This window comes from Marichromatium bheemlicum (genome assembly GCF_012276755.1).
Taxonomy (GTDB): Bacteria; Pseudomonadota; Gammaproteobacteria; order Chromatiales; family Chromatiaceae; genus Marichromatium; species Marichromatium bheemlicum.
The window spans coordinates 70,946-93,384 of the sequence record NZ_JAAXKX010000006.1 but is presented as its reverse complement, the minus strand read 5'-3'; the positions used below and the strand labels follow the sequence as shown (position 1 = coordinate 93,384).

Sequence of the window (22,439 nt, the reverse complement as noted above, 5' to 3'; positions counted from 1 at the left end):
CGGGATTTTCTCCTCCTTCTTCTCGAGGCCCGCCGTCAGCGGACGCGACGCGGCCATGAACCACGAACACTGGGCATTTGCAATGATGAAGACTTGGCTGATTTCGGTTTCGGCGGCGGCGGTATTGATGAGCGGTGCGGCTTCGGCTGCGGGCGGATTCGAACTGGGCGACCCCAAGGCGGGTGAGGCCAAGGCTAATGCGATCTGTCAGGCGTGTCACGCCGCCGACGGTAACAGCATCGTGCCGCTGTGGCCCAAGCTCGCGGGGCAGCACCCCGAATACGCCTACAAGCAGATGATGCAGTTCAAGAACGGCGAGCGCTATAACGTGCAGATGACCCCGATGGCGATGCCCCTGACCGAGCAGGAGGTGCGCGACGTCGTCACCTATTACTCGCAGCAGGTGCAGACCGGTGGTGTCGCCGACCGTGAGCTGGCCGCCCTGGGTCAGAAGATCTATCGTGCCGGCAACCCCAAGAGCGGCGTGCCCGCCTGCAGCGGCTGTCACGGTCCGGCCGGCATGGGCCAGGCGCTCTCCAAGTTCCCGCGTCTGGCTGGTCAGCATGCCGACTACGTCAAGCAGACCCTCGAGCACTTCCGCCAGGGCGAGCGTGCCAACGATCCCAACGGCATGATGCGTGGTGTGACCGCGCGCATGACCGATCAGGAGATCGCCGCCGTGGCCCAGTACATCCAGGGGCTGCGCAACGACTGATTGCGGGCGCCTCTCCCGCGCACGCGCAAGGGCAGCCTCGGCTGCCCTTTTTCTTTTGGATCCAGGCGCTTGGCCGACTCCAGGGCCTGTGCTAGGGTCTGTCCACCGACGACACCCGAACGAGCCGAGCATGCGGCAACTGCATCTGCTGAGCTACAACGTCCAGGCGGGCATCTACTCGCGTCGGTACAGCGACTATGTCACCAACAGCTGGAAGCACCTGCTGCCGCATTCCGAACGGTTGATCAACCTCACCCGCATCGCCCAGCTGCTGCAGCGCTTCGATGTGGTCGGGTTACAGGAGGTCGATGCCGGCAGTCTGCGCAGTGCCTATGTCGACCAGATCCAGTATCTCGCTCGTCAAGGCGCCTTCCCGCACTGGTACCGACAGGTCAACCGTAATCTCGCGCCCTTTGCCCAGCACAGCAACGGCCTGCTCAGCCGGCTGCGACCGCAACAGGTGTGCGAGCACCGCCTGCCCGGACTGCCCGGGCGTGGGGTGATGGTGGCCGAATTTCCGCTCGATGACGGTGGCTGTCTGGCCGTCGGTATCGTCCATCTCGCCCTCGGCTGGCGGGCGCGGCGGCGTCAGTTCGGCTATCTGTTCGAGCTTGCCCGCGAGTATCCCTACCTGGTGCTGATGGGCGACTTCAACTGCGGTTGTACCTCCAATGGGCTGCGGGCGATGGTGGTGAGTTCGGGGATGCAGGGGCTCGACTGCGAGCGCAAGACCTTCCCGAGCTGGCGTCCGCGCCACAACCTCGATCACATCCTGGTCTCCGCCCCACTGCGGGTGATCACCGCCGAGGTGATCGACTACGCCCTCTCCGATCACCTGCCGCTGAGCACCACCATCGAGTTGCCCGAGGGGCTGAGTCTGGTCGACCCCGGCATCCCGCGCCGCGTCGCCAACCCGCTGCGCTAATGGGCCTCGGCCCCCTGCAGGTGGCGTCCGACCGCGATCCAGCTCCCTACCAGCCCCAACGCGACCCCGGTGACCACTACCGCCAGGGTGCCGCCGAGCCCTAGCCCGGCGAGACGGAACTCGCCGCCGTAGAGCGCGGCCAGGCGCGATACCGAGCCCTGTAGCGTCGTTGCCGAGAGGGTCACCAGGAGGGTGGCGCAGAGTCCGCCGAGCAATCCGTACCAGGCCCCGGCGTAGAGGAAGGGGCGGCGGATGAAGGCGGCGGTGGCGCCGACCAGCTCCATGATCTCGATCTCGCCGCGCCGGTTGAGGATCTCCAGGCGGATGGTGTTGCCGACGATCAGCAGTACCCCGAGCCCGAGCAGGGCGCCGAGCAGCAGGGTGGCGGTCTCGGCGAGGGCGAGGATTGCCTGCAGGCGCTCGATCCACAGGGTGTCCATGCGCGCGAAGTCGGCCTCGGGCAGCGCCAGCGCCTGTTGTTCGAGCGCGCGTAGCTGCTCGGGCGTGGCGTGGTCGGGGCCTGGATAGAGTGCCAGGACCGCAGGCAGCGGGTTGTCGTCGAGCGCCTCGAGCGCACCCTCGAAACCGCCGAGTTCTTTGAACTCGGCGAGCGCCTGCTCGCGCTCGATCAGCTCGACACGGGCCAGCTCGGGGCGGGCACGCAGGCGCTCGGCCAGGGCCCGCGCCGTGTCGCTGTCGACCTCATGACGGAGGAACAGCGAGATCGCCGCGGTCTGGTCCCAGCGCCCGGTCATCGTGCGCAGGTTGTCGGTGCCGACATAGAGCGTGGCCGGGAGCGCCAGCGAGATGCCGATCACCGCCACTGTCATCGTCGTCGGCAACGGCATGCCGAACAGCCGACGCAGTGATTCGCGGGCGCTGCGCAGATGGTGGGCGAGCCAGATCAGCAGCAGCTCGGAGGGGCGGGCACTGGGGCGGCGCACGCGCGACATCTTCACCATCCCCCGGAGTCGTTGACCAGCCGGCCGTCGGCCAGGGTCATGATGCGATAGGGCATACGCGCCACCAGGCTGAGGTCGTGTGTGGCGATCAACAGGGTCACGCCGACGTACTGGAAGCGCTCGAACAGTTCGAAGATCTCGCGCGAGAGCTCGGGGTCGAGGTTGCCGGTGGGCTCGTCGGCGAGTAGCAGCGGTGGCCGCGCGACCACCGCGCGGGCGATACCGACGCGCTGTTGCTCGCCGCCGGAGAGCGCCACCGGGGTGGCACGCTCGCGCTTGAGTAGGCCGACGTGATCGAGCGCGGCGCGGACCCGTCGACCGATCTCGCGATGGCCGTAGCCCATTACCTGCAGCGGCAGGGCAACGTTGTCGAACACGCTGCGATCAGCGAGCAGGCGGTGATCCTGGAAGATCATCCCGACCTGGCGGCGGTGCAGCGGGATCTGGCGCCGGGGCAGGGCGCCGAGGTCGCGCCCGTCGACCACCACGCGCCCACGGCTGGGGCGTTCGAGCAGCCCGATGAGCCGTAGCAGGGTGCTTTTGCCCGCGCCCGAGTGGCCGGTGAGGAAGGCCATCTCGCCGGCGGCGAGCGCGAAGCTGATGTCGCTGAGCGCCTCGCCGCGCTCGGGGTAGCGCTTATGGACGTGGTCGAACTCGATCATCGCGCGGGGCTCTCCGGGCACGACCCCGGTGTCGTGGCCGGGGTCACGGTTGGGCGGCTGGGGCGCGCCTCCATCGGCGCTCAGCCGAGCAGGGCGTCGACGAACTCGTCGGCGTCGAAGTAGCGCAGGTCCTCGATCGTCTCGCCGACCCCGATGAAGCGGATCGGCACTTGCAGCCGCTCGGCGATCGCGAACACGATCCCACCCTTGGCGGTGCCGTCGAGCTTGGTGAGGGTGATGCCGGTCAGCCCCACCGCGCGATGGAAGTGCTCGGCCTGGGCGAGGGCGTTCTGCCCGGTGGTGGCGTCGACCACCAGCATCACCTCGTGCGGTGCCTCGGGGTCGATCTTCTTCATCACCCGCGCCACCTTGCTGAGTTCGTCCATCAGGTTGCTCTTGGTGTGCAGCCGCCCGGCGGTGTCGGCGATCAGCACATCGGTGCCGCGCGCGGTCGCCGCCTGCAGCGCGTCGTAGATCACCGAGGCCGAGTCGGCTCCGGTGTGCTGGGCGATCACCGGGATGCGGTTGCGCTCACCCCAGGTCTGGAGTTGCTCGACGGCGGCGGCGCGGAAGGTGTCGCCGGCGGCGAGCATCACGCTGTTGCCCTCTTCCTGTAGCCGCTTGGCGAGCTTGCCGATGGTGGTGGTCTTGCCGGCGCCGTTGATGCCGACCATCAGCAACACCTGGGGTTTGCCCTCGGTGGGCTGGGCGACCGGGCCCTCGGCGCGTTCGAGGATGGCACGCAGCTCGGCCTTGAGGGCGTCGACCAGGGCCTGGGGATCGGCGAGGGCGTTGCGCCGCACCTGCTCGGTGAGATCGCCGATGATCCGGGTGGTCGCCTCGATGCCGACATCGGCGGTGATCAGCAGGGTCTCGAGTTCCTCGAGCAGCTCGTCGTCGATCCGCTTGCGCCCGAGCAGCAGCTCACCGATGCCGCCGCCGAGCTTGACCCGGGTGCGGCTGAGCCGCTCGCGCAGCCGGCCGAACAGCTTGCCGCCGTTCTCCGCCTCGGGTTCGGGAGTCTCCTCGGGGAGGTCGGGCAGCTCGAAGGCGACGGGCGCCTCAGCGCGCCGCTCGAGCGCGCGTGGCACGAAGGTGCGTTGCGGCGGCGCGGGCGGCGCCTCGGGTTCGGGCGTCGGTTCGGCGATCGGCGCGGCTGGTGCAGGGGCCGCGCGCTCGACCTCTGCGATCGGCGCCTGCTCGGACGCCTCGGTCTTGTCCTTGCCGCCGCCGAACAGACGTCCGAACAGTGGCTTGCGCGACGATTGTTCCTGCGCCTCGGTCGCGGGCGCGTCGTTGGATGCGGTCTTGTGCTTCTTTCCGAAACCAAACATATCGACGGGGGTTCTCGTGTTGATGGGGGCGGTGCGCGCAGGCGCCGAGCGGGGCGGTCGCAACCGCCTCGGGGATGGCGCAATGCTAACAGATCGGTGGCTTATAGCCGCCAGCCTTCAGCCACCAGCCACCAGCCACCAGCCACCAGCCACCAGCCACCAGCCACCAGTTGCCAGTTGCCAGTTGCCAGCCACCAGCCGCCAGCCACCAGTCGCCAGTCGCCAGCCGCCAGTCGTCAGCCGCCAGCCACCAGTCGCCAGCCGCCAGTCGTCAGTCGTCAGCCACCAGTCGCCAGTCGCCAGCCGCCAGTCGTCAGTCGTCAGTCGTCAGCCACCAGCCACCAGTCATCAGTCGCCAGTCGTCAGCCACCAGTTGCCAGTTGCCAGCCGCCAGCGGGTGCGGACTGCGGGTGGTGGCGCGGGGCCGTCAGGATTGCATGGGCGGCGAAGGGTACGTGGCGGTGAACCGCAATGGCGCAACGGTCGAGAAAGCCACCAGCCTGATCGGCTTGGCAAGGCGCAGCATGCCGGTGAGCCGGGGGCGATGGGGTGCGTGACCGGGACCGGCTCGGTGCCGATCATTGGCGTCGGCGCACGGTCACGCATCCCATCCTACGTCTCGCCCCCTGCGTGTCCTTCGCGTCTTTGTGGTTGGATCTCTCGCTGGCCGCTGGCATTGCGCTTCGATGCTGCTCGGAACTCGGAGAGGGGTTAAGGTGACCATATCTATCGCCTTTGTCTTCCCGATTGCGGAGTGTCCATGTCACGACGATTCATCGCGACCCTGGTCTGCCTGCTGCCGCTGGCGGCGGGCGCGGGCCAGACGGTTTACGAACACCAGCTCGACAACGGGTTGAAGGTTCTGGTCAAGCCCGATCATCGCGCCCCGGTGCTCACCAGCCAGGTGTGGTATCGGGTCGGGTCGAGCTACGAGTACGGTGGTATCACCGGTATCTCGCACCTGCTCGAGCACATGATGTTCAAGGGCACCGAGCGACTCGCCCCGGGCGAGTTCTCGCGCATCATCGCCGCCAACGGTGGTGAGGAGAACGCCTTCACCAGCCGCGACTACACCGCCTATTTCCAGAACCTCGCCAGCGATCGGCTGGAGATCGCCTTCGAGCTCGAGGCCGAGCGCATGCGCAACCTGGCGCTCGACCCGGAGGAGTTCGCCAAGGAGCTGGAGGTGGTGAAGGAGGAGCGGCGGATGCGCACCGACGACGACCCGCAGTCGCTCACCTACGAGCGCTTCAACGCCACCGCCTACGACGCCTCGCCCTACGGCATCCCGGTGATCGGCTGGCCGGGCGATCTGGAGGAGGTCCGGGTCGAGGACCTGCGTGACTGGTACCGGCAGTGGTATGCGCCCAACAACGCCACCCTGGTGGTCGCCGGCGATGTCGACCCCGAGCAGGTCTTCGCCCTCGCCGAGCGTCACTTCGGGCCGCTGCAGGCCGAGCCGATCGCCACCCCGAAGCGCCGTCCCGAGCCCGAACAGCTCGGCGAGAAGCGGCTGCGGGTCAAGGCCCCGGCGCAGGAGCCCTATCTGCTGATGGGCTACAAGGCCCCGGCGGTGATCGATGCCGAGACCGCGTGGGAGCCCTATGCGCTCGAGGTGCTGGCCTCGGTGCTCGACGGCGGCAAGAGCGCGCGCCTCGAGCGCGAGCTGGTGCGCGGGCGCGAGGTGGCCGCCTCGGTCGGCGCCGGTTACAGCGCCTTCGGGCGGCTGCCCGGGCTGTTCCTGTTCGAGGGTGTCCCCGCCCAGGGGCATGCCATCGATGAGCTTGAGCAGGCGCTGCGCGACGAGATCGCGCGGCTGCAGGACGCGCCGGTCGACCCCGCCGAACTCGAGCGGGTGCGCAATCAGCTCATCGCCGATAAGGTCTATGAGAAGGACTCGCTGTTCTATCAGGGCATGCTGCTCGGTCAACTCGAGACCGTCGGGCTCGGCTGGGAGCTGGCCGATCGCTATGTCGATGCGCTCGCCGCGGTGACCCCGGAGCAGATCCAGGCGGTCGCGCGCAAGTATCTGGTGGCCGACCGGCTCACCGTTGCCGTGCTCGACCCGCAACCGCTCGACCCCGCCGCCGCCCCCGCCATGTCCCATCGAGGAGCCGCCCATGTCCGCTGATCGCTTCCGCCCGCGCCTCTGGCTCGGCGCCCTGCTGCTGTGCGTCGCCGGGCTCGTCCAGGCCACCCCCGAGATCCAGACCTGGGAGACCGACAACGGCGCCCGGGTGCTGTTCGTCGCCGCCCCTGGGTTGCCGATGGTCGATCTGCGCCTGGCCTTCGATGCCGGCAGTGCGCGCGACGGTGCGCGTCCCGGGCTGGCCTCGCTGACCGCGGCGATGCTCGCCCAGGGCGCCGGTGAGTGGGACGCCGATACCATCGCCACCCGTCTCGAGGGTGTTGGTGCCGAGTTCGGTCGCGGGGTCGATCGCGACATCTTCTCGGTGTCGCTGCGCAGCCTGACCCGCGAGCCGGCGCTCGATACCGCCCTCGACACCCTCGCCACCCTGCTCGCCGCGCCGCGCTTCCCCGCGACCGCTCTCGAGCGGGTGCGTGAGAATCGTCTGGTGGCGCTGCGCCAGCAGCAGGAGTCACCGCGTACCCAGGCCAGCCGCGCCTTCTATCGGGCGATCTATGGTGATCACCCCTATGCCGAGGACCCGTCCGGCACCGCCGAGGGGGTGAGCGCGATCACCCGCGACGATCTGGTCGCCTTCCACCAGCGCTATCTGGTCGGTGCCAACGCGGTGGTGGCGATCGTCGGCGCGCTCGATCGCGCCGGCGCCGAGCAGCTCGCCGAGCGCGTGGTCGGCGCCCTGCCGCGCGGCGCGGCGGCCCCGGCGCTGCCCGAGGTGGCGGCACTCGCGCAGGGCATGCAACAGCGCATCGCCTTCCCGTCGAGTCAGACGGCGGTGCTCGCCGGTCAGCCGGGGATGCGCCGCGGTGATCCCGACTACTTCGCGCTCTACGTCGGCAACCACATCCTCGGTGGTAGCGGGCTGGTCTCGCAACTGATGCACGAGGTGCGCGAGCAGCGCGGACTGTCCTACAGCGTCTATAGCTATTTCCTGCCGCTGGCTCAGTCCGGTCCTTTCCTGATGGGGCTGCAGACCCGCAACGATCAGGCCGAGCAGGCGATCACGGTGATGCGCGAGACCCTCAAACGCTTCATCGCTGCGGGGCCGACCGAGGCCGAACTCGATGCCGCCAAGCGCAACATCACCGGCGGCTTCCCGCTGCGCATCGACAGCAACGGCGACATCGTCCAGTACTTGGCGATGATCGGCTTCTACGACCTGCCGCTCGATCATCTCGCGCGCTTTACCGAGCGTGTCGAGGCGGTCGACGCCGCGCAGATCCGCGATGCCTTCGCGCGCCGGGTCGATCCCGAGCGGATGGCGCTGGTCGAGGTCGGCGGTGGCGCCGGGCAGACGGCACGGGCCGATGAAGCCGAGTAGGTCGGGGCAGCATCAGCTGCGTATCGTCGGCGGCCGCCATCGCGGTCGCCGGCTGCCGGTGATCGATCAGCCGGGGCTGCGCCCGACCGCCGATCGGGTGCGCGAGACCCTGTTCAACTGGGTGGCGCCGACGATCGCCGGGGCACGCTGTCTCGACCTCTTCGCCGGCAGCGGCGCGCTCGGGCTCGAGGCCTGCTCGCGCGGCGCCGGCGAGGTGGTGATGATCGAGCGCGCCGCGGCGGCGGCGCGCCAGCTCCAGGCCAATGTCCGCACCCTCGGTGAGTCGTCGGTCGAGGTGATCCGTGCCGATGCGCTGGAGTGGCTCGCCGCCACCCCGGCGCGTCCCTTCGACCTGATCTTCCTCGATCCGCCCTTCGCCGAGGACTTGCTCGCCCCGGCGCTGACACGGCTGGTCGAGGACGGCTGGGTGGCGTCGGGCGGGCGCGTCTATGTCGAGCGCGGGCGTCAGGAAGGGCTGCCGGAGGCACCGCCAGGCTGGGTGTTGGTGCGCGATAAGTGTGCCGGTCAGGTCCGTTACGGGCTGCTCGCCGAGGAGGACGAGTGACGCCGTTTTCGACGCGGTCGCCAGTCGTCAGGAATTTGAACCGCAAAGGCCCAAAGGACGCGAAGGAGAGATGCGCTTTCAGCGATCAGGCTTCAGCCGCCAGCCCCCAGCAGTCAGCCGCCAATCGCCAGTCGCCAGTCGCCAGGAATTTGAACCGCAAAGATACCGTCTTGCCTGTCAATCGACGATCGTGCAACACCAGCCTCCAGCCCGTAGGTTGGGTTGCCCATACACCACCGATCGACCAATCCTCGGGACTCTAGGACGGGCAACCCAACATCGCCACTGGAGGCTGGATGCTGATCGCTGGAAGCTGATTTGAACCGCAAAGGCCCAAAGGGCGCGAAGGAAGGATGCGCTTTCAGCGATCAGGCTTCAGCTACCAGCCGCCAAGGGGCAGCTGACGGTCTCGGGTGGGGTGCGCGGGCGGGGGGCGCGTGGTATTGATGAGCGATCGTTCTTCTTCACGGTCGCCCCGTCATGTTGCCCCTCGATACCGCGCTGCTGTTCTTCGCCGCCGCCACCGCCCTGGCGCTCGCGCCGGGGCCTGACAACATCTTCGTGCTCACCCAGTCGGCCCTGCATGGTCGGCTGGCAGGGCTCTTCGTCACCTTGGGGTTGTGTACCGGGGTGCTGTTCCATACCGCTGCAGTGGCGCTCGGCGTGGCCGCGCTGTTCGCCGCCTCGGCGCTCGCCTTCACCGTGCTCAAGGTGCTCGGTGCACTCTATCTGCTCTATCTCGCCTGGCAGGCGTTGCGTGCCGGGGCCAGCGCGCTCGACGGTGGCGGCGCGATTGCGCCGCGCCCCGCGCAGCTCTATGCCCGTGGCGTGCTGATGAGCACCACCAACCCCAAGGTGGCGATCTTCTTCCTCGCCTTCCTGCCCCAGTTCGCCGATCCCGCGCGCGGCTCGCTGACCCTGCAGCTGTTGCTGCTCGGGGCGCTGTTCATGCTCTCGGCGCTGCTGGTGTTCTCGGCCATTGCTTGGTCTTCCGGCACCCTCGGCGCCCGCCTGCGTCGCTCGCCCCGCGCCCAGGTGCTGCTCAACCGGCTGGCCGGCGCTGTCTTCGCCGGCCTCGCCCTCAAACTCGCCACTGCCTCGCGCTGAGAGGGACGCTGGGGAGCTTGAACCGCAAAGGCGCGAAGGACGCGAATAAAATCAATAAGATACAGCGGTATAGGTTGCTTGGCGCGGTCTGCAATCAGCCGCCGGCGGGCAGTAGACGTCGCAACGATACCCGCTGATCAAAGTCCTTTGCGCCCTTCGCGCCTTTGCGGTTCAGTCTTCTGAGAACCGAGCATTAGAACTCCAACCCCTTGACCTTGCTGCGGAAGTCTCGGGTGACGGCCTCGAGGTCCTGGTCGCTGGTGATGACCCTGGGGGTGAGGATCACCACCAGCTCGGTGCGATTGGCCTTCTTGCGACGCTCGCCGAACAGGGCCCCGGCGATCGGCAGGTCGTAGAGCCCCGGCAGACCCTGCTTGCCGTCCTCGCGCTGGTCCTGGATCAGCCCGCCGAGTACCACCGCCTGGTTGGAGCGTACCGCCACCGAGCTGGTGATGTTACGGGTCTGGAAGGTGGGCGAATCGAGGTTCGAACTCTCGGTGGTGGCCACGGTGCTGACCTCCTGTTCGATCTCCATCTGCACCATGCCGCCGGGGGTGACGCGCGGTCTCACCGACAGCATCACCCCGGTGTCGCGATACTCGATGTTGTTGACGATACGCTCGGTGGTCGAGGTGCTCTGTTGCTGGGCGGTGGCCACCGGCACCTGCTGGCCGACCTGCATCCGTGCCGTTTGGTTGTCGAGCACCATCACCGTGGGGGAAGAGAGCACGTTGACGAGGTTGTGCCCGGCCAGTGCACTGAGGGTGGCACGGATGGTGTCGGGGCGTGAGATCACCGACCAGGTGAAGCCGGGGAAGGTCGCGCCGATACCCGAGTCCTTGGCGCCGTCGAGGGTGCCGTCGAGCCGGAAGTTGCTGCGCTGGTCGGCGGTGGCGAGACCGAAGAAGTCCCACTGCACCCCGTACTCGAGGTTGCCGGTGAGGGTGACCTCGACGATGGTCGCCTCGACCAGCACCTGCAGTGGGACGATGTCGAGCTGCTTGAGCGCATCGAGGATCTTCTGATAGTCGCGGGCACTGGCCTTGATGAGCAGTGAGTTGTTGACCGTGTCGGCGACGATGCCGACCCCGGTGTCGAGACGGTGGGCCCGGGCGCGGGGGGCACCGTCCTCGATGCTGGCGCCGGCCTCGTCGAGGCTGGCGCGTTGCAGCCCCGGCGCCACCGCGCCGAGGGCGCCTCGGCCGTCGTCCTGGTGGCGCCCGAACAGTGCCGCCAGGGTCTCGGCGAGCGCCTCGGCGTCGCCATGACGGACGCGATAGACGAACAGCCGCTCGGCCGACTCGCCCGAGGCCTCGGCCATGTCCAGGCGCTTGATCCAGTCGCGCGCGCGCTCGACGTAGCCTTGCTGTGGCGAGACCACTAGCAGCGCGTTGGCGCTCTCGATCGGGACGAAGCGGAGCACCCCGGCGAGGGCACCGCCCTCCTCGGCGTCGAGCAGGGCGGTGAGCTGTTCGACCACCGCCTCGGCCTTGGCGAACTCGAGCATGAAGAAGCCGACCGAGAGTCCGGCCATCCAGTCGACGTCGAATACCCGGATGGTGTCGAGCAGGTTGCTCATCTCCGGGCCGGTACCGGCGATCACCACCAGGTTTCGCTGGGTGTCGAGACGCAGGATGCTGCCCTCAGGGGCGAGCGGTTCGAGGATGCGCCCCATCTCCGCGGCGCCGATATAGCGCAGCGGCACCACCTGGACGCTGTAGCCGGCCGGCAGTGCGCGGCTCGATTCGCCGAGCTGGGGCACGACCTGGCCCTGCAGCGCGTTGGTCAGCGGCAGGATCTGGTAGCCGCCGCCGCGCTCGACCAGGGCCGCGCCGTTCATCCTGAGCATGGTCTCGAGGGTCGGCAGCAGGTGCTCGCGTCGCAGCGCCTGGGCCTGCAGCGAGACCTCGCCCTGTACCGCAGGGTGGAGCACGTAGTCACGTTGCAGGACCTCGCCGAGGATCACCCGTACCACCTCGCGGAGATCGGTGCGCTCGAAATTGAGGGTGACCTCGCCTGGGGCGGTGTCGACCTCGGGCCGAGCGAGCGGTTGGACCATGGTGGCGTTGCCGGGGTCGATGAAGTCGCGGGTGCGGGTGCCACGGTTGCCGAGGGCGATGGTGGTGGCGGTGGTGCCGCCGCGATCCTCGGTCGCCCCCGGGGTGTGGTCGAGGACATGTCCGCTCGGTGCCCCGAGCCTGAGCGTGGGATCCCAGTCGGCGTGCTCGCAGCCGCCGAGGACGATGAATGCCGTGAGCGTCAGCAACAGGCGGACGAGGGGGCGTGGGCTGGGGTCTGTGTCCATGTGACCTCGGGTTCGGGCTAGCCCGCGGGTGATCAGGGGCGTGGTGTCGGGTCCGGGGCAGGGGGGATGAGTGGCGTTGCCGAGGGTGCGCCGGGCCGGGTGAAGTCGCGCAATGGTAGTCGATCGATCTGGCCCTGTCGCTCGAGCAGGATGTGGTCGGGATGGATTGCCGCGACCGTCCAGTCGGCCATCTGGTCGCCGACCTCGATGCGTTGCCCGGAGCGCCCGGCCTCGGCGACCCGGACCCAGGCGACACGCTGCTCGGGGGTGATCAGAACCGAGGTCAGGGTCAGGCGTTCGAGCGCCGGGGCGGCACGCGCCGTGTTCGGGTCGGGTGTCGTTGGCGGAGGCGCCGGACGCCGGTCGGGGCGAAACAGGGGGCGTTCCAGTACGGCGTCATAGTGGGCGCGCGGTGGCGGTGGCGGTGGCGCGTCGATCGGTGGCTGCGGTGGTGCGGGGGGAGGTGCTGCCAGATCGGGAAGGGGCGTCTGCCAGTGCCGCCATTGCCAGACCTGCAGGGCGCCGAGCAGGGCCACCGTGCTGAGCGCGAACCGGCGTTTCATGTCGACTGCCCGCCGCGTACGAAGCCGAAGACATCCAGTTGCAGGACCAGCGATCCGGCGCTGTCGGGCGTGCCTGAGGCGATCTGGTGGCGTTCCGGGCGTACCGCCGAGTGCGCGGCGAGTTGTTCGACGAAGAGCAGCGGTCGCGCCTGGTCGATGCGATAGAGGATCTCGAACAGGGTCGTGGTGGTGCCCTGGATCTGGGCGCGGACATGGAGTCGCGCCGGTGCTTCGGGATCGGATTGGGTAACCGGGAGGAGTTGGATGCTGATCAGACGACCGTCGGCGGCGGCGATGATCTGCTGCAAGCGGCGCTGTAATTCGGCGCCGGCGAGCGTCTCGCTGGGGGCCTGGATATAGAGTCCGGCGACTCCAGGGGCGGTGCCGATCCGTGCGAGTTCGACCTGTATCTGCGGGTGTTCGGCGGCGATGCGCCGATAGCGCTGGAGTCGTTCCTCGGCGCTGGCGATGCGCGCATCGAGCGCGGAGAGTTCCAGCCACCAGGGCCGTAGCGTCAGCGCGAGCAGGGCGAAGAGCACGCTGGCCACGCCGCCCCACAACAGCATGCAGGCGCGGTGTCTGCTCATGGTGTCGGCTCCGTGACGTGTAACTGGAAGGCGAGGTTGAAGCGCTCGCCGCCGTCGCGGTCGATCTGCACCACCGGGGCGAGGAAGCGCACCGACTCGATCCCAGGGGTGTGTTCGAGTAGACCGATCAGTGCCGTGGCACTGGCCGACTCACCCACCAATTCGACCCGTTGGCCATCGAATTCGAGGCGCTGTATCCAGGTGTCGTCCGGGAGTCTGGTGCTGAGTTTGCGCAGTAGCTCGAGGGCCTGGGGATGACGCTGGCGCTGTGCGAGCACGGCGAGGTTGCCCTGGCGGGCCTGTTCGAGGGCCTGGCGGGCGCGGTCGGTGGCGAGCGCCTGGGTGCGGGCCTGGTCGAGCGCCTGCTGGAGGCGGGCGAGATGGTGGTGGCGTTGCCACAAGGGTGTCGCCAGTGCCGCGATCAGCAGTGTCAGCGCAAGCAGTCCGAGCCAGCCGTCGAACCCGGGCCAGGGTGGGGGCCGTCGCGTACGTCGCTGGGGTGGGAGTAGGTTGGCGCGGTGCCAGGCCCCGGCCCAGTCGATGCGCTCGACCGTCGCCCCGGCCTGCGCCAGTCGCGCGAGCCAGGCCTCGGTGGGCGCGCGCGGACAGAGCACCAGCTCGATACGGAGGCGTGGGGCGTGCTTGGGCGTCGGCTGCAGCCGGATGGCGTAGAAGAGTTGGTCGGCGGGGAAGGGCGAGAGGCGGTCGAGTTCGTGATAGAGCACTTCGGCCAGACGTGGCTTGACCTGGACCGGGAGCGAGATGCTACGACGCAGGATCGCCGCCTTCGGCAGTCGCAGGGTGGTACGGCGTCGGTACTCGGCGAGTGCCGCCGGGAGCGGGTCGTCGGCATCGAGTGCGAGCACCCCGACCGGCTCGTGGCCGTTGCCGCGCAACCGTGTCAGCCGGGCTCGGGAGTCATCGGGCTCGACCAGTAACCGGCGATCGTGATCGATGATCGCTTGGCGCAAGCGTATCGGCAGGCAGGTGGCGAAACGTGTGCGTATCGGTTGCAGGCGCGCCTCGAGGGCTTCCACCCAGGGGGCGGCGGTGCGCTGCTCGGGCGCGGGGGTGTCGGTCGCTGCCATGGTCGGTGACGGTCCTGGTCGGGCTGGCGGTCGCGGCCGGTCCAGTGTAGATCGATCGCGCTGGCGCCGACCAGTACCGCCCTAAGTCATTCTGGGGTGTTGACAATGATTGCGAAGGTGGTGTGCGCGTGATATCCTCGCGCGTTTATTGAGTTTTCCATCGCCCGAGCCGGGCCAGAAGGGTCAGCCATGAAAGAAGGAATCCACCCGGAATACGCCGAAGTCAAGGTGGTCTGCAGCTGCGGGAACGAATTCTCCACCCGCTCCACCCTGGGCAACGATGTCATGCAGGTTGAAGTCTGCTCCGCATGCCATCCTTTCTATACCGGTAAGCAGAAGGTGATCGACACCGGTGGTCGCGTCGACAAGTTCCGTCGTCGCTACGCGCGCTGAGTTCGCGCCCCCGCGTCGTCCCCGCCCCACCGCGCCGCGTCTGACCACGCTGGCGCGGCGCCTTCCTGCCCCGCCCCGGACGCCCTGCGCCTGAGGTCGCGGTGCATCCCGCACCGTTCCTCTCCTCCCCTCTCGCTACAGCCGGTCCTGCTTGCGGCGGTCCCGTGTCGTGGTCTGCATCTGCATTCGTGCCGAGCGCGTTGCGGGCGCGTGAGCGCGTGGGTGTGCGGGTTGCCCGATCTGTTTGACTCGGGGGCCGGGCGCGAACATGATTGTTCGCTACGATCGCCCGAGTGGCGCCTTGATCAACGTTGTTTGTTGGAGACCAGCAGTGACCGATCCCGAGAGTTTTGCCCATCACGACGCGGACCTGAACAAGCAGGCACTCGCCTACCATGCCGAGCCGCGGCCCGGCAAGATCGGGATCGATGTCACCAAGTCCGCGAGCACCCAGCACGAACTCTCGCTGGCCTACACCCCGGGCGTGGCCGAGCCGGTGCGTCACATCCATGCCGACCCCGAGAACGCCTACCGCTACACCAACAAGGGCAACCTGGTGGCGGTGATCACCGACGGCACCGCCGTGCTCGGCCTGGGCAAGGTCGGCGGGCTGGCCAGCAAGCCGGTGATGGAAGGTAAGTCGGTGCTGTTCAAGCGCTTTGCCGACATCGACTGCTTCGATATCGAGGTCGACGCCCGTCACCCCCAGGCCTTCATCGAGACCGTGGTGCGCATCGCCCCGACCTTCGGCGGCATCAACCTCGAGGACATCGCCGCGCCGCACTGCTTCGAGATCGAGCAGGCGCTGGTCGAGCAGCTCGACATCCCGGTGTTCCACGACGACCAGCACGGTACCGCGATCATCATCGCCGCCGGTCTGCTCAACGCCCTCGAACTGCAGGGCAAGTCGCTCGCCGAGGCACGCATCGTGGTGCTCGGCGCCGGTGCCGCCGGGATCGCGGCGATCCGTCTGCTGCTCGCCCTCGGCGCCCACCGTGACAACATCTTCGCCATCGACCGCCAGGGCGTGATCCATGTCGGTCGTCAAGACCTCAACCCCTACAAGTTCGGTATCGCCGCCGACACCGAGCGTCGCACCCTGGCCGATGCCATGAACGGTGCCGATGCCTTCATCGGTGTCTCGGGCCCGGACCTGGTCACCGCCGACATGCTCGCCTCGATGGCGCCGCGCCCGGTGGTCTTTGCGCTCTCCAACCCGGTGCCCGAGGTCCGTCCGGCACTCGCCCGCGAGGTGCGCGACGACCTGATCATGGCCACCGGTCGCTCCGACTACCCGAACCAGATCAATAACGTCCTCGGCTTCCCCTTCATCTTCCGTGGCGCGCTCGATGTGCGCGCCTCGAAGATCAACGAGAACATGCAGATCGCCGCCGTCGAGGCGTTGCGCGCCATCGCCCATGAGCCGGTGCCGGCCGAGGTGCTGGCCGCCTACGATGGTCTGGAGTCGTTGCAATTCGGTCCGGATTACATCATTCCTAAGCCCTTCGATCCGCGTCTGCGTGAGCGGGTGTCGGCCGCAGTGGCCCGCGCTGCCATCGAGAGTGGTGTCGCGCGCGCGCCCTATCCGGCGCACTATCCCGACTGACCTCGCAGCGGGCGCGATCTCCGTCCCATCCATCCACTGAGCGGCGCGCCCGCCCCGAGAGGAGGCCCGCCGCTCACCGACGGGAGACAAGCGACGTGAACAAGATCAGCATCGTTGGCGGGGCCGGCCATGTCGGCGAGACCACAGCGCAGATCCTGGCCGAACAGGAGCTGTGCCGAGAGGTGGCGTTGCTGGACGTGAACGAGGGTATGAGCGAGGGTGTGGCGCTCGACATCGTTCAGACCTCGCCCTTTTTCAAGTTCGACAGCCGGGTGATCGGTGGTGACGACCCGAGCATCATCGCCGGTTCCGATCTGGTGGTGATCACCGCCGGGCAACCCCGCAAGCCGGGGATGTCGCGTTCGGACGTGCTCGCGGCCAATGTGCGGGTGATCGACGCGGTCACCGACGAGATCATGACCCACGCCCCGGATGCGATGATCCTGGTCGTCTCCAACCCGGTCGATACCCTCACCTATCGCGTCGCCCAGCGTACCGGCTGGGGACGGCATCGGGTGTTTGGCCAGGCCGGGGTACTCGACGCGGCGCGGATGGCCGGATTCATCGCCCAGGAGACCGGCTTCTCGGTGCGCGACATCACCACCATGGTGCTCGGTGGTCACGGCGACACCATGGTGCCGGTGGCGCGCTTCTGCACCATCAACGGCATCCCCCTCTCCCAATTCCTGCCCGAGGAACGCATTGCCGCGATCATGGAGCGCACCCGCAAGGGCGGCGCCGAGATCCTGGCGCTGCGCAAGAACTCCAGCGCCTACGACGGTCCTGCCGCCGCGGTGGCGACCATGATCGATGCCATCGTCCACAATCGCCGTCGGTTGTTGCCCTGCGTGGCCATCCTCGATGGCGAATACGGTGAGCGCGACCTCTCCATGGGCGTGCCTTGCGTGCTCGGCTGGGGCGGCGTGGAGCAGGTCGTCGAACTCGACCTCGAACCGACCGAACGCGCCGACTTCGATCGCTCGGTGGCCTCGGTGCGCGCCGATATCGAGCGCCTGCGCGAGATCCGCTGACAGACCCCAGGGCCGCGCGCCGCGCGGCCCCCGTGTTTTCGACCCGACCATTTGCGGCCGTCCTGGCGGAGCGATGCCGAGGCCGGCCCGAGCGCGGGCCTGCCCTCTCGGGCGAGTCGTGAATCCACCCAACCATCCACCGGCCCCGCGACCAGGCGTCCCGGGACCGCTCAGGAGCGAGCCTATGGCGAACGATACCGTCACCATTCACAACAACGCGACCGGGGAGGAGTTCGAGTTCCCGTTGCGTCGTGGCACCGTGGGTCCGGCCGCGGCCGACATCTCCTCGCTCTACAAGGAGGCCGGCATCTTCACCTATGACCCCGGCTTCATGTCCACGGCCTCCTGCAACAGCGCCATCACCTATATCGACGGCGAGCAGGGCATCCTGCGTTATCGCGGCTATCCGATCGAGCAGCTCGCCACCAAGGCGAGCTTCCTCGAGGTCGCCTATCTGCTGCTCTATGGCGAGCTGCCCAAGGAGCAAGAGCTCGACGACTTCGAGCGGGTGATCACCCGTCACACCATGCTCAACGAGAACCTTAAGGACTTCTTCCAGGGGTTCCATCACGATGCCCATCCGATGGCCATCCTGGTCGGCGTGGTGGGCTCGCTCTCGGCCTTCTATCACGACTCGCTGAGCGTCCACGACGAGCGTCATCGCGAGATCTCCGCGCACCGGCTGATCGCCAAGGTGCCGACCATCGCCGCCGCCGCCTACAAGCACAGCATCGGCGAGCCAATCATGTATCCGCGCAATGACCTGCGCTACTGCGCCAACTTCCTGCGGATGATGTTCGCCACCCCGTGCGACGACTACGAGCCCGAGCTGATTGCGGAGAAGGCGCTCAACCTGCTGTTCATCCTCCACGCCGATCACGAGCAGAACGCCAGCACCTCGACCGTACGCCTGGCCGGCAGCTCCGGGGCCAATCCCTTCGCCTGCGTCGCCGCCGGCATCGCCTCGCTGTGGGGGCCGGCCCACGGCGGCGCCAACGAGGCGGTACTCGACATGCTAGTCGAGATCGGCGACGTCAAGGAGGTCCGGCGCTTCATGGAAAAGGCCAAGGATAAGGACGACCCCTTCCGCCTGATGGGCTTTGGCCACCGCGTCTACAAGAACTACGACCCGCGTGCCAAGATCATCCGCGAGGTCTGCCACCAGGTGCTCGAAGAGGTCGCCGACGTCAACAACCCGCTGTTCGAGTTGGCGATGGAACTCGAGGAGATCGCCCTCAACGACGATTACTTCGTCGAGCGCAAGCTCTACCCCAACGTCGACTTCTACTCCGGCATCATCTATCGCGCACTCGGCATCCCGCGCAACATGTTCACGGTGATGTTCGCGGTGGCGCGCACCGTCGGCTGGGTGTCGCACTGGATGGAGATGATGTCCGACCCCAACAACCGCATCGGTCGTCCGCGGCAGATCTACTGCGGTCCAGACCAGCGCGACTATCTGCCGATCTCGCAGCGCTGAGCCACGGTCGTGGCGCGCCCCACCCGCCGTGGGATTGGGGCGCGTGCCGATTCCGCCCTACAATACCCCCCGATCCATCAACCCGAGCCCAAGCGGCAGCAAGCACATCATGTCCGACACCGAGCGTTTCGCAGATCTCCTTCAACAGTTCGATCAGGCCAATCCCCAGTCCGTCAAGGGCGAGCCCAAGGTGGGCGACCCGGTGACCGGGACCCTGATCGCGATCGACGGCGAGTACGGTCTCGTCGACCTCGGCGCCAAGTCGGAGGGGCGTATCGAGCTGGCCGCCCATCGCGATGCCGAGGGGCAACTCAAGCTCGCGATCGGGGACCGCATCGAGAGCAAGGTCAGCGGCAAGGATCCCGAGACCGGGATGCTGCTGCTCGGTGCCCAGCACGGCCAGCGCTCCCACGGTCTCGACGAGGTCGAGCGCGCCTACCAACTGGGCCAGCCGGTGCAGGGTCAGGTCAGTGGCGCGATCAAGGGTGGACTGGAGGTGTTGGTCGCCGGGTTGCGCGGCTTCTGTCCCGCCTCCCAGGTCGATGTCCGTTTCATTGAGGACCTCTCCGAGTTCGTCGGTCAGCGTCTCGACTTCCGCGTCACCAAGCTCGAGGGCGGGCGGCGACCCAACCTGGTGCTGTCGCGGCGTGCGGTACTCGAGGAGGCGCAGCGCATCCAGGCCGAGGAGACCCGCGCCAAGCTCGTCGAGGGTGCGGTGCTCAGCGGTACCGTCACCTCGCTCAAGGACTATGGCGCCTTCGTCGATCTCGGCGGGATCGAGGGCATGATCCACGTCAGTGAGCTGGCCTACGGTCACATCAAGCACCCCAACGAGGTGCTCACCCAGGGGCAGGTGGTCGAGGTCGCGGTGCTGCGCATCGAGCCGGCCACCGAGAAGCGGCGCGAGCGCATCGCGCTGTCGATCCGCGCGCTCGCGCGTGATCCCTGGCTGGAGGTTGCCGATCGCCACCCCGCCGGCAGCCGGGTCAGCGGCAAGATCTCGCGGCTGCAGCCCTTCGGTGCCTTCGTCGCCATCGCCCCCGGGGTCGACGGCCTGATCCACATCAGCGAGCTTGGTGCCGGGCGTCGGATCAACGACCCGAGCGAGGTGGTCAAGGTCGGCGACACCGTCGAGGCGACGGTGATCGCGGTCGATCGCGAGCGCAAGCGTATCAAGCTCTCGCTCGACGCCGAGCGTGCCGCCGAGGCGGTGGTCGACGCCAGCGCCTATGCGCCCAAGGCCCGTAAGGGGCAGGGCGAGGAGAAGGCCATCGGCAGCTTCGGCGAGCTGCTCAAGGCGCAGTTGCAGAAGGACTGAGGTCCATGGGCGGGCGCCGTCTGGCGTCCGCCCGCGCACACAACACAACGAGAAGAGAGGGACCCATGCAACGTCGTGACTTCATCAAGGGGGTGGGCGTCGGTTCACTGGCGCTCGGCGCGGCCGCGGCCGGGACGGCGCACGCCAAGGCCGAGTACCGCTGGAAGATGGTCACCACCTGGCCGAAGAACTTCCCCGGGCTCGGTACCGGCGCCAACAAGCTCGCCGAGCTGATCGGCGAGATGAGCGGCGGGCGCATCGCGGTGCGCGTCTACGGCGCCGGCGAGCTGGTCCCCGCCTTCGAGGTGTTCGATGCCGTCTCGCGCGGCACCGCCGAGCTGGGGCACGGCTCGGCCTACTACTGGAAGGGTAAGAGCGAGGCCGCGCAGTTCTTCTCCACCGTCCCCTTCGGCATGACCGCACAGGAGATGAACGCCTGGATCTACTACGGCGGCGGGCTCGAGCTGTGGCGCGAACTCTATGCCCAGTTCGGTCTGGTGCCGGCGCCGGCGGGTAACTCCGGGGTGCAGATGGCCGGCTGGTTCAACAAGGAGATCAATTCGGTCGACGACCTCAAGGGGCTGAAGATGCGCATCCCCGGTCTCGGCGGCGAGGTGCTGGCGCGCGCCGGCGGCACCCCGGTCAATCTCCCCGGCGGCGAGCTGTTTACCGCACTGCAGAACGGTACCATCGACGCCACCGAGTGGGTCGGACCCTACAACGACCTCGCCTTCGGGCTCTACAAGGCCGCGCGCTACTACTACTACCCCGGCTGGCACGAGCCGGGCACCATCATGGAGGCGATGGTCAACCGCGAGGCGCTGGAGTCGCTGCCCAAGGACCTGCAGGCGATCGTGATGAATGCCTTCAAGGTGATCAACCAGGACATGCTCGCCGAATACACCGCGCGCAACCCGATCGCCCTGCAGACCTTGGTCGATGAACACGCTGTCGAGCTGCGCCGCCTGCCCGATGACGTCATCACCAGGCTGCGCGGTCTGGCCGACGAGGTGGTCGCCGAGATCGCCGAGCGCGATGCCTTCTCGGCCAAGGTCTACACCTCCTACCGCAAGTTCCTCGCCCAGGCCCGCGAGTGGAGTGCGATCTCCGAGCAGACCTACCTGCGCGCGCGCGACCAGGTGTGACCGGGCGTGCCGCCGGGGCTGGGGGCGGCGCGCCGCCCCTCGGGCTCTACATCCACCTGCCCTGGTGCGTGCGCAAGTGCCCCTACTGCGACTTCAACTCCCACCCGGTCGCCGGGGCCGCGCTCGCGGCCTATGTCGAGCACCTGCTCGCCGATCTCGACCGTGCGCTCACCCTCGCCGAGGCGCGCCGTCCGGTGGCCTCGATCTTCATCGGTGGCGGCACCCCTAGCCTGCTCCCGGGGTCGGCGGTGGCCCGCCTGCTCGACGGCGTGCGCGCGCGCCTGACGCTCGCCCCCGATGCCGAGATCAGTCTCGAGGCCAACCCCGGCACCGCCGAGGCGCGGCGCTTCGCCGCCTATCGCGAGGCCGGGGTCAACCGGCTCTCGATCGGGGTACAGAGCCTGGAGGCCGAGCGGCTCGTCGCGCTCGGGCGCATCCACTCCCCGGAGGAGGCGCGCGCGGCGGTGGCGATGGCGCGCGCGGCGGGTTTCGACAACCTCAACCTCGACCTGATGTTCGGCCTCCCCGGACAGACCCCGGCGCTCGCGCGCGCCGACCTCGAGGCGGCGCTCACGCTCGAGCCCGAGCACCTCTCCTACTACCAGCTCAGTCTCGAACCCGGTAGCGCCTTCCACGCCAACCCGCCGCCGCTTCCCGACCCCGACCTGGTGGCCGACATCGCCGCCGCCGGCCAGGCCCGGCTCGCCGCCGCCGGGCTGGCGCGCTACGAGGTCTCGGCCTATGCACGCGCGGGGCGGCGCTGTCGTCACAACCTCAACTACTGGCGCTTCGGCGACTATCTCGGCATCGGCGCCGGTGCCCACGCCAAGCTCTCGCGCTGGCGCGACGGACGGGTCGAGCGGGTGTGGCGTGAGGCGCGCCTGGCCGACCCCGGGGCCTACCTGGGGGGCGTGCCCGAGGCGCTGGTCGCGGAGCGACGGGTGCTCGATGCCGACGACCTGGTGGTCGAGTTCGCACTCAACGCGCTGCGGCTGGTCGAGGGCTTTGCGCCGGCGGATTTCGTCCGCGCCACCGGGCTGCCGGCGAGGCGGCTGGCTGCCCCGCTCGATCGCGCGCGCGCGCTGGGTCTGATCGAGTCGGACCCGGCGCGGGTGGTGCCGAGCGCGCGTGGGCGCGACTTCCTCGATGATCTGGTCGGGCTGTTCGTCTCCGACTAGGCGTGGGC

General features: G+C 68.3%; 20 protein-coding genes. 13 read left to right on the top strand and 7 right to left on the bottom strand.

Going from position 1 to position 22,439, the window contains the following annotated elements:
- Positions 1-82 precede the first annotated feature (82 nt).
- Positions 83-715, top strand: a complete 633-nt coding sequence (locus HF203_RS06355; RefSeq protein WP_168667772.1) for a c-type cytochrome — start codon at positions 83-85, stop codon at positions 713-715.
- A gap of 130 nt (positions 716-845) precedes the next feature.
- Entirely contained in the window at positions 846-1,640 is a 795-nt protein-coding gene (locus tag HF203_RS06350; protein WP_168667770.1) for an endonuclease/exonuclease/phosphatase family protein, read from the top strand.
- On the opposite strand, the gene ftsX is transcribed toward HF203_RS06350, so the two are convergent.
- The 3 genes from ftsX to ftsY form a co-directional block, all read right to left on the bottom strand.
- Complete coding sequence (ftsX, locus tag HF203_RS06345) at positions 1,637-2,602, bottom strand: permease-like cell division protein FtsX (protein ID WP_246221671.1); 966 nt, start codon at positions 2,600-2,602, stop codon at positions 1,637-1,639. The genes HF203_RS06350 and ftsX overlap by 4 nt on opposite strands.
- The gene (gene ftsE, locus HF203_RS06340) at positions 2,596-3,264 is read right to left on the bottom strand and encodes a cell division ATP-binding protein FtsE (protein ID WP_168667768.1); all 669 of its coding nucleotides are present in this window, start codon (positions 3,262-3,264) and stop codon (positions 2,596-2,598) included. The genes ftsX and ftsE overlap by 7 nt, the downstream gene beginning before the upstream one ends.
- A gap of 80 nt (positions 3,265-3,344) precedes the next feature.
- Positions 3,345-4,598 (bottom strand): signal recognition particle-docking protein FtsY, encoded by a 1,254-nt coding sequence (gene ftsY, locus HF203_RS06335; RefSeq protein WP_210424665.1) that lies wholly within the window; start codon positions 4,596-4,598, stop codon positions 3,345-3,347.
- 760 nt (positions 4,599-5,358) lie between these two features.
- On the opposite strand from ftsY, the gene HF203_RS06330 reads away from it, so the two are divergent.
- The 4 genes from HF203_RS06330 (at position 5,359) to HF203_RS06315 (ending at position 9,737) form a co-directional block, all read left to right on the top strand.
- Entirely contained in the window at positions 5,359-6,729 is a 1,371-nt protein-coding gene (locus tag HF203_RS06330) for a M16 family metallopeptidase (protein ID WP_168667766.1), read from the top strand.
- Entirely contained in the window at positions 6,719-8,065 is a 1,347-nt protein-coding gene (locus HF203_RS06325; protein ID WP_168667764.1) for a M16 family metallopeptidase, read from the top strand. The genes HF203_RS06330 and HF203_RS06325 overlap by 11 nt, the downstream gene beginning before the upstream one ends.
- The gene (rsmD, locus tag HF203_RS06320; protein WP_168667761.1) at positions 8,052-8,630 is read left to right on the top strand and encodes a 16S rRNA (guanine(966)-N(2))-methyltransferase RsmD; all 579 of its coding nucleotides are present in this window, start codon (positions 8,052-8,054) and stop codon (positions 8,628-8,630) included. The genes HF203_RS06325 and rsmD overlap by 14 nt, the downstream gene beginning before the upstream one ends.
- A 480-nt stretch (positions 8,631-9,110) precedes the next feature.
- Positions 9,111-9,737: a LysE family translocator gene (locus HF203_RS06315; protein ID WP_168667760.1), complete on the top strand. Its 627-nt coding sequence runs from the start codon at positions 9,111-9,113 to the stop codon at positions 9,735-9,737.
- Between the two features lie 193 nt (positions 9,738-9,930).
- Here HF203_RS06315 and gspD read toward each other — a convergent pair whose 3' ends face one another.
- Genes gspD through HF203_RS06295 form a run of 4 tightly spaced genes read right to left on the bottom strand, consistent with a single transcriptional unit; the run spans position 9,931 to position 14,280 of the window.
- On the bottom strand, positions 9,931-12,042 hold the full coding sequence (gene gspD, locus HF203_RS06310; protein ID WP_168667758.1) for a type II secretion system secretin GspD: 2,112 nt from the start codon (positions 12,040-12,042) through the stop codon (positions 9,931-9,933).
- 32 nt (positions 12,043-12,074) lie between these two features.
- Positions 12,075-12,605 (bottom strand): type II secretion system protein N, encoded by a 531-nt coding sequence (locus HF203_RS06305; RefSeq protein ID WP_168667756.1) that lies wholly within the window; start codon positions 12,603-12,605, stop codon positions 12,075-12,077.
- A complete protein-coding gene (gene gspM / locus HF203_RS06300) occupies positions 12,602-13,192 on the bottom strand; it encodes a type II secretion system protein GspM (protein WP_168667755.1) in 591 nt (196 codons plus the stop codon). Before gspM ends, HF203_RS06305 begins: the two co-directional genes overlap by 4 nt.
- Complete coding sequence (locus tag HF203_RS06295) at positions 13,189-14,280, bottom strand: PilN domain-containing protein (protein WP_168667753.1); 1,092 nt, start codon at positions 14,278-14,280, stop codon at positions 13,189-13,191. Before HF203_RS06295 ends, gspM begins: the two co-directional genes overlap by 4 nt.
- 189 nt (positions 14,281-14,469) lie before the next feature.
- Between HF203_RS06295 and rpmE the strand changes: the two genes are divergently transcribed.
- From rpmE to hemW, 7 genes are all read left to right on the top strand, one after another.
- Positions 14,470-14,673, top strand: coding sequence for a 50S ribosomal protein L31 (rpmE, locus tag HF203_RS06290; protein WP_168667751.1), 204 nt, complete (start codon positions 14,470-14,472; stop codon positions 14,671-14,673).
- 331 nt (positions 14,674-15,004) lie between these two features.
- On the top strand, positions 15,005-16,279 hold the full coding sequence (locus HF203_RS06285) for a malic enzyme-like NAD(P)-binding protein (RefSeq protein WP_343043889.1): 1,275 nt from the start codon (positions 15,005-15,007) through the stop codon (positions 16,277-16,279).
- A 95-nt stretch (positions 16,280-16,374) separates the two neighbouring features.
- Entirely contained in the window at positions 16,375-17,310 is a 936-nt protein-coding gene (mdh, locus tag HF203_RS06280; protein ID WP_168667749.1) for a malate dehydrogenase, read from the top strand.
- Between the two features lie 184 nt (positions 17,311-17,494).
- A complete protein-coding gene (locus HF203_RS06275) occupies positions 17,495-18,790 on the top strand; it encodes a citrate synthase (protein ID WP_168667747.1) in 1,296 nt (431 codons plus the stop codon).
- A gap of 109 nt (positions 18,791-18,899) precedes the next feature.
- Entirely contained in the window at positions 18,900-20,108 is a 1,209-nt protein-coding gene (locus HF203_RS06270; RefSeq protein WP_168667740.1) for a 30S ribosomal protein S1, read from the top strand.
- A gap of 65 nt (positions 20,109-20,173) precedes the next feature.
- The gene (locus tag HF203_RS06265) at positions 20,174-21,253 is read left to right on the top strand and encodes a TRAP transporter substrate-binding protein (RefSeq protein ID WP_168667738.1); all 1,080 of its coding nucleotides are present in this window, start codon (positions 20,174-20,176) and stop codon (positions 21,251-21,253) included.
- Complete coding sequence (gene hemW / locus HF203_RS06260) at positions 21,250-22,431, top strand: radical SAM family heme chaperone HemW (RefSeq protein ID WP_168667736.1); 1,182 nt, start codon at positions 21,250-21,252, stop codon at positions 22,429-22,431. The genes HF203_RS06265 and hemW overlap by 4 nt, the downstream gene beginning before the upstream one ends.
- Positions 22,432-22,439: the final 8 nt, after the last annotated feature.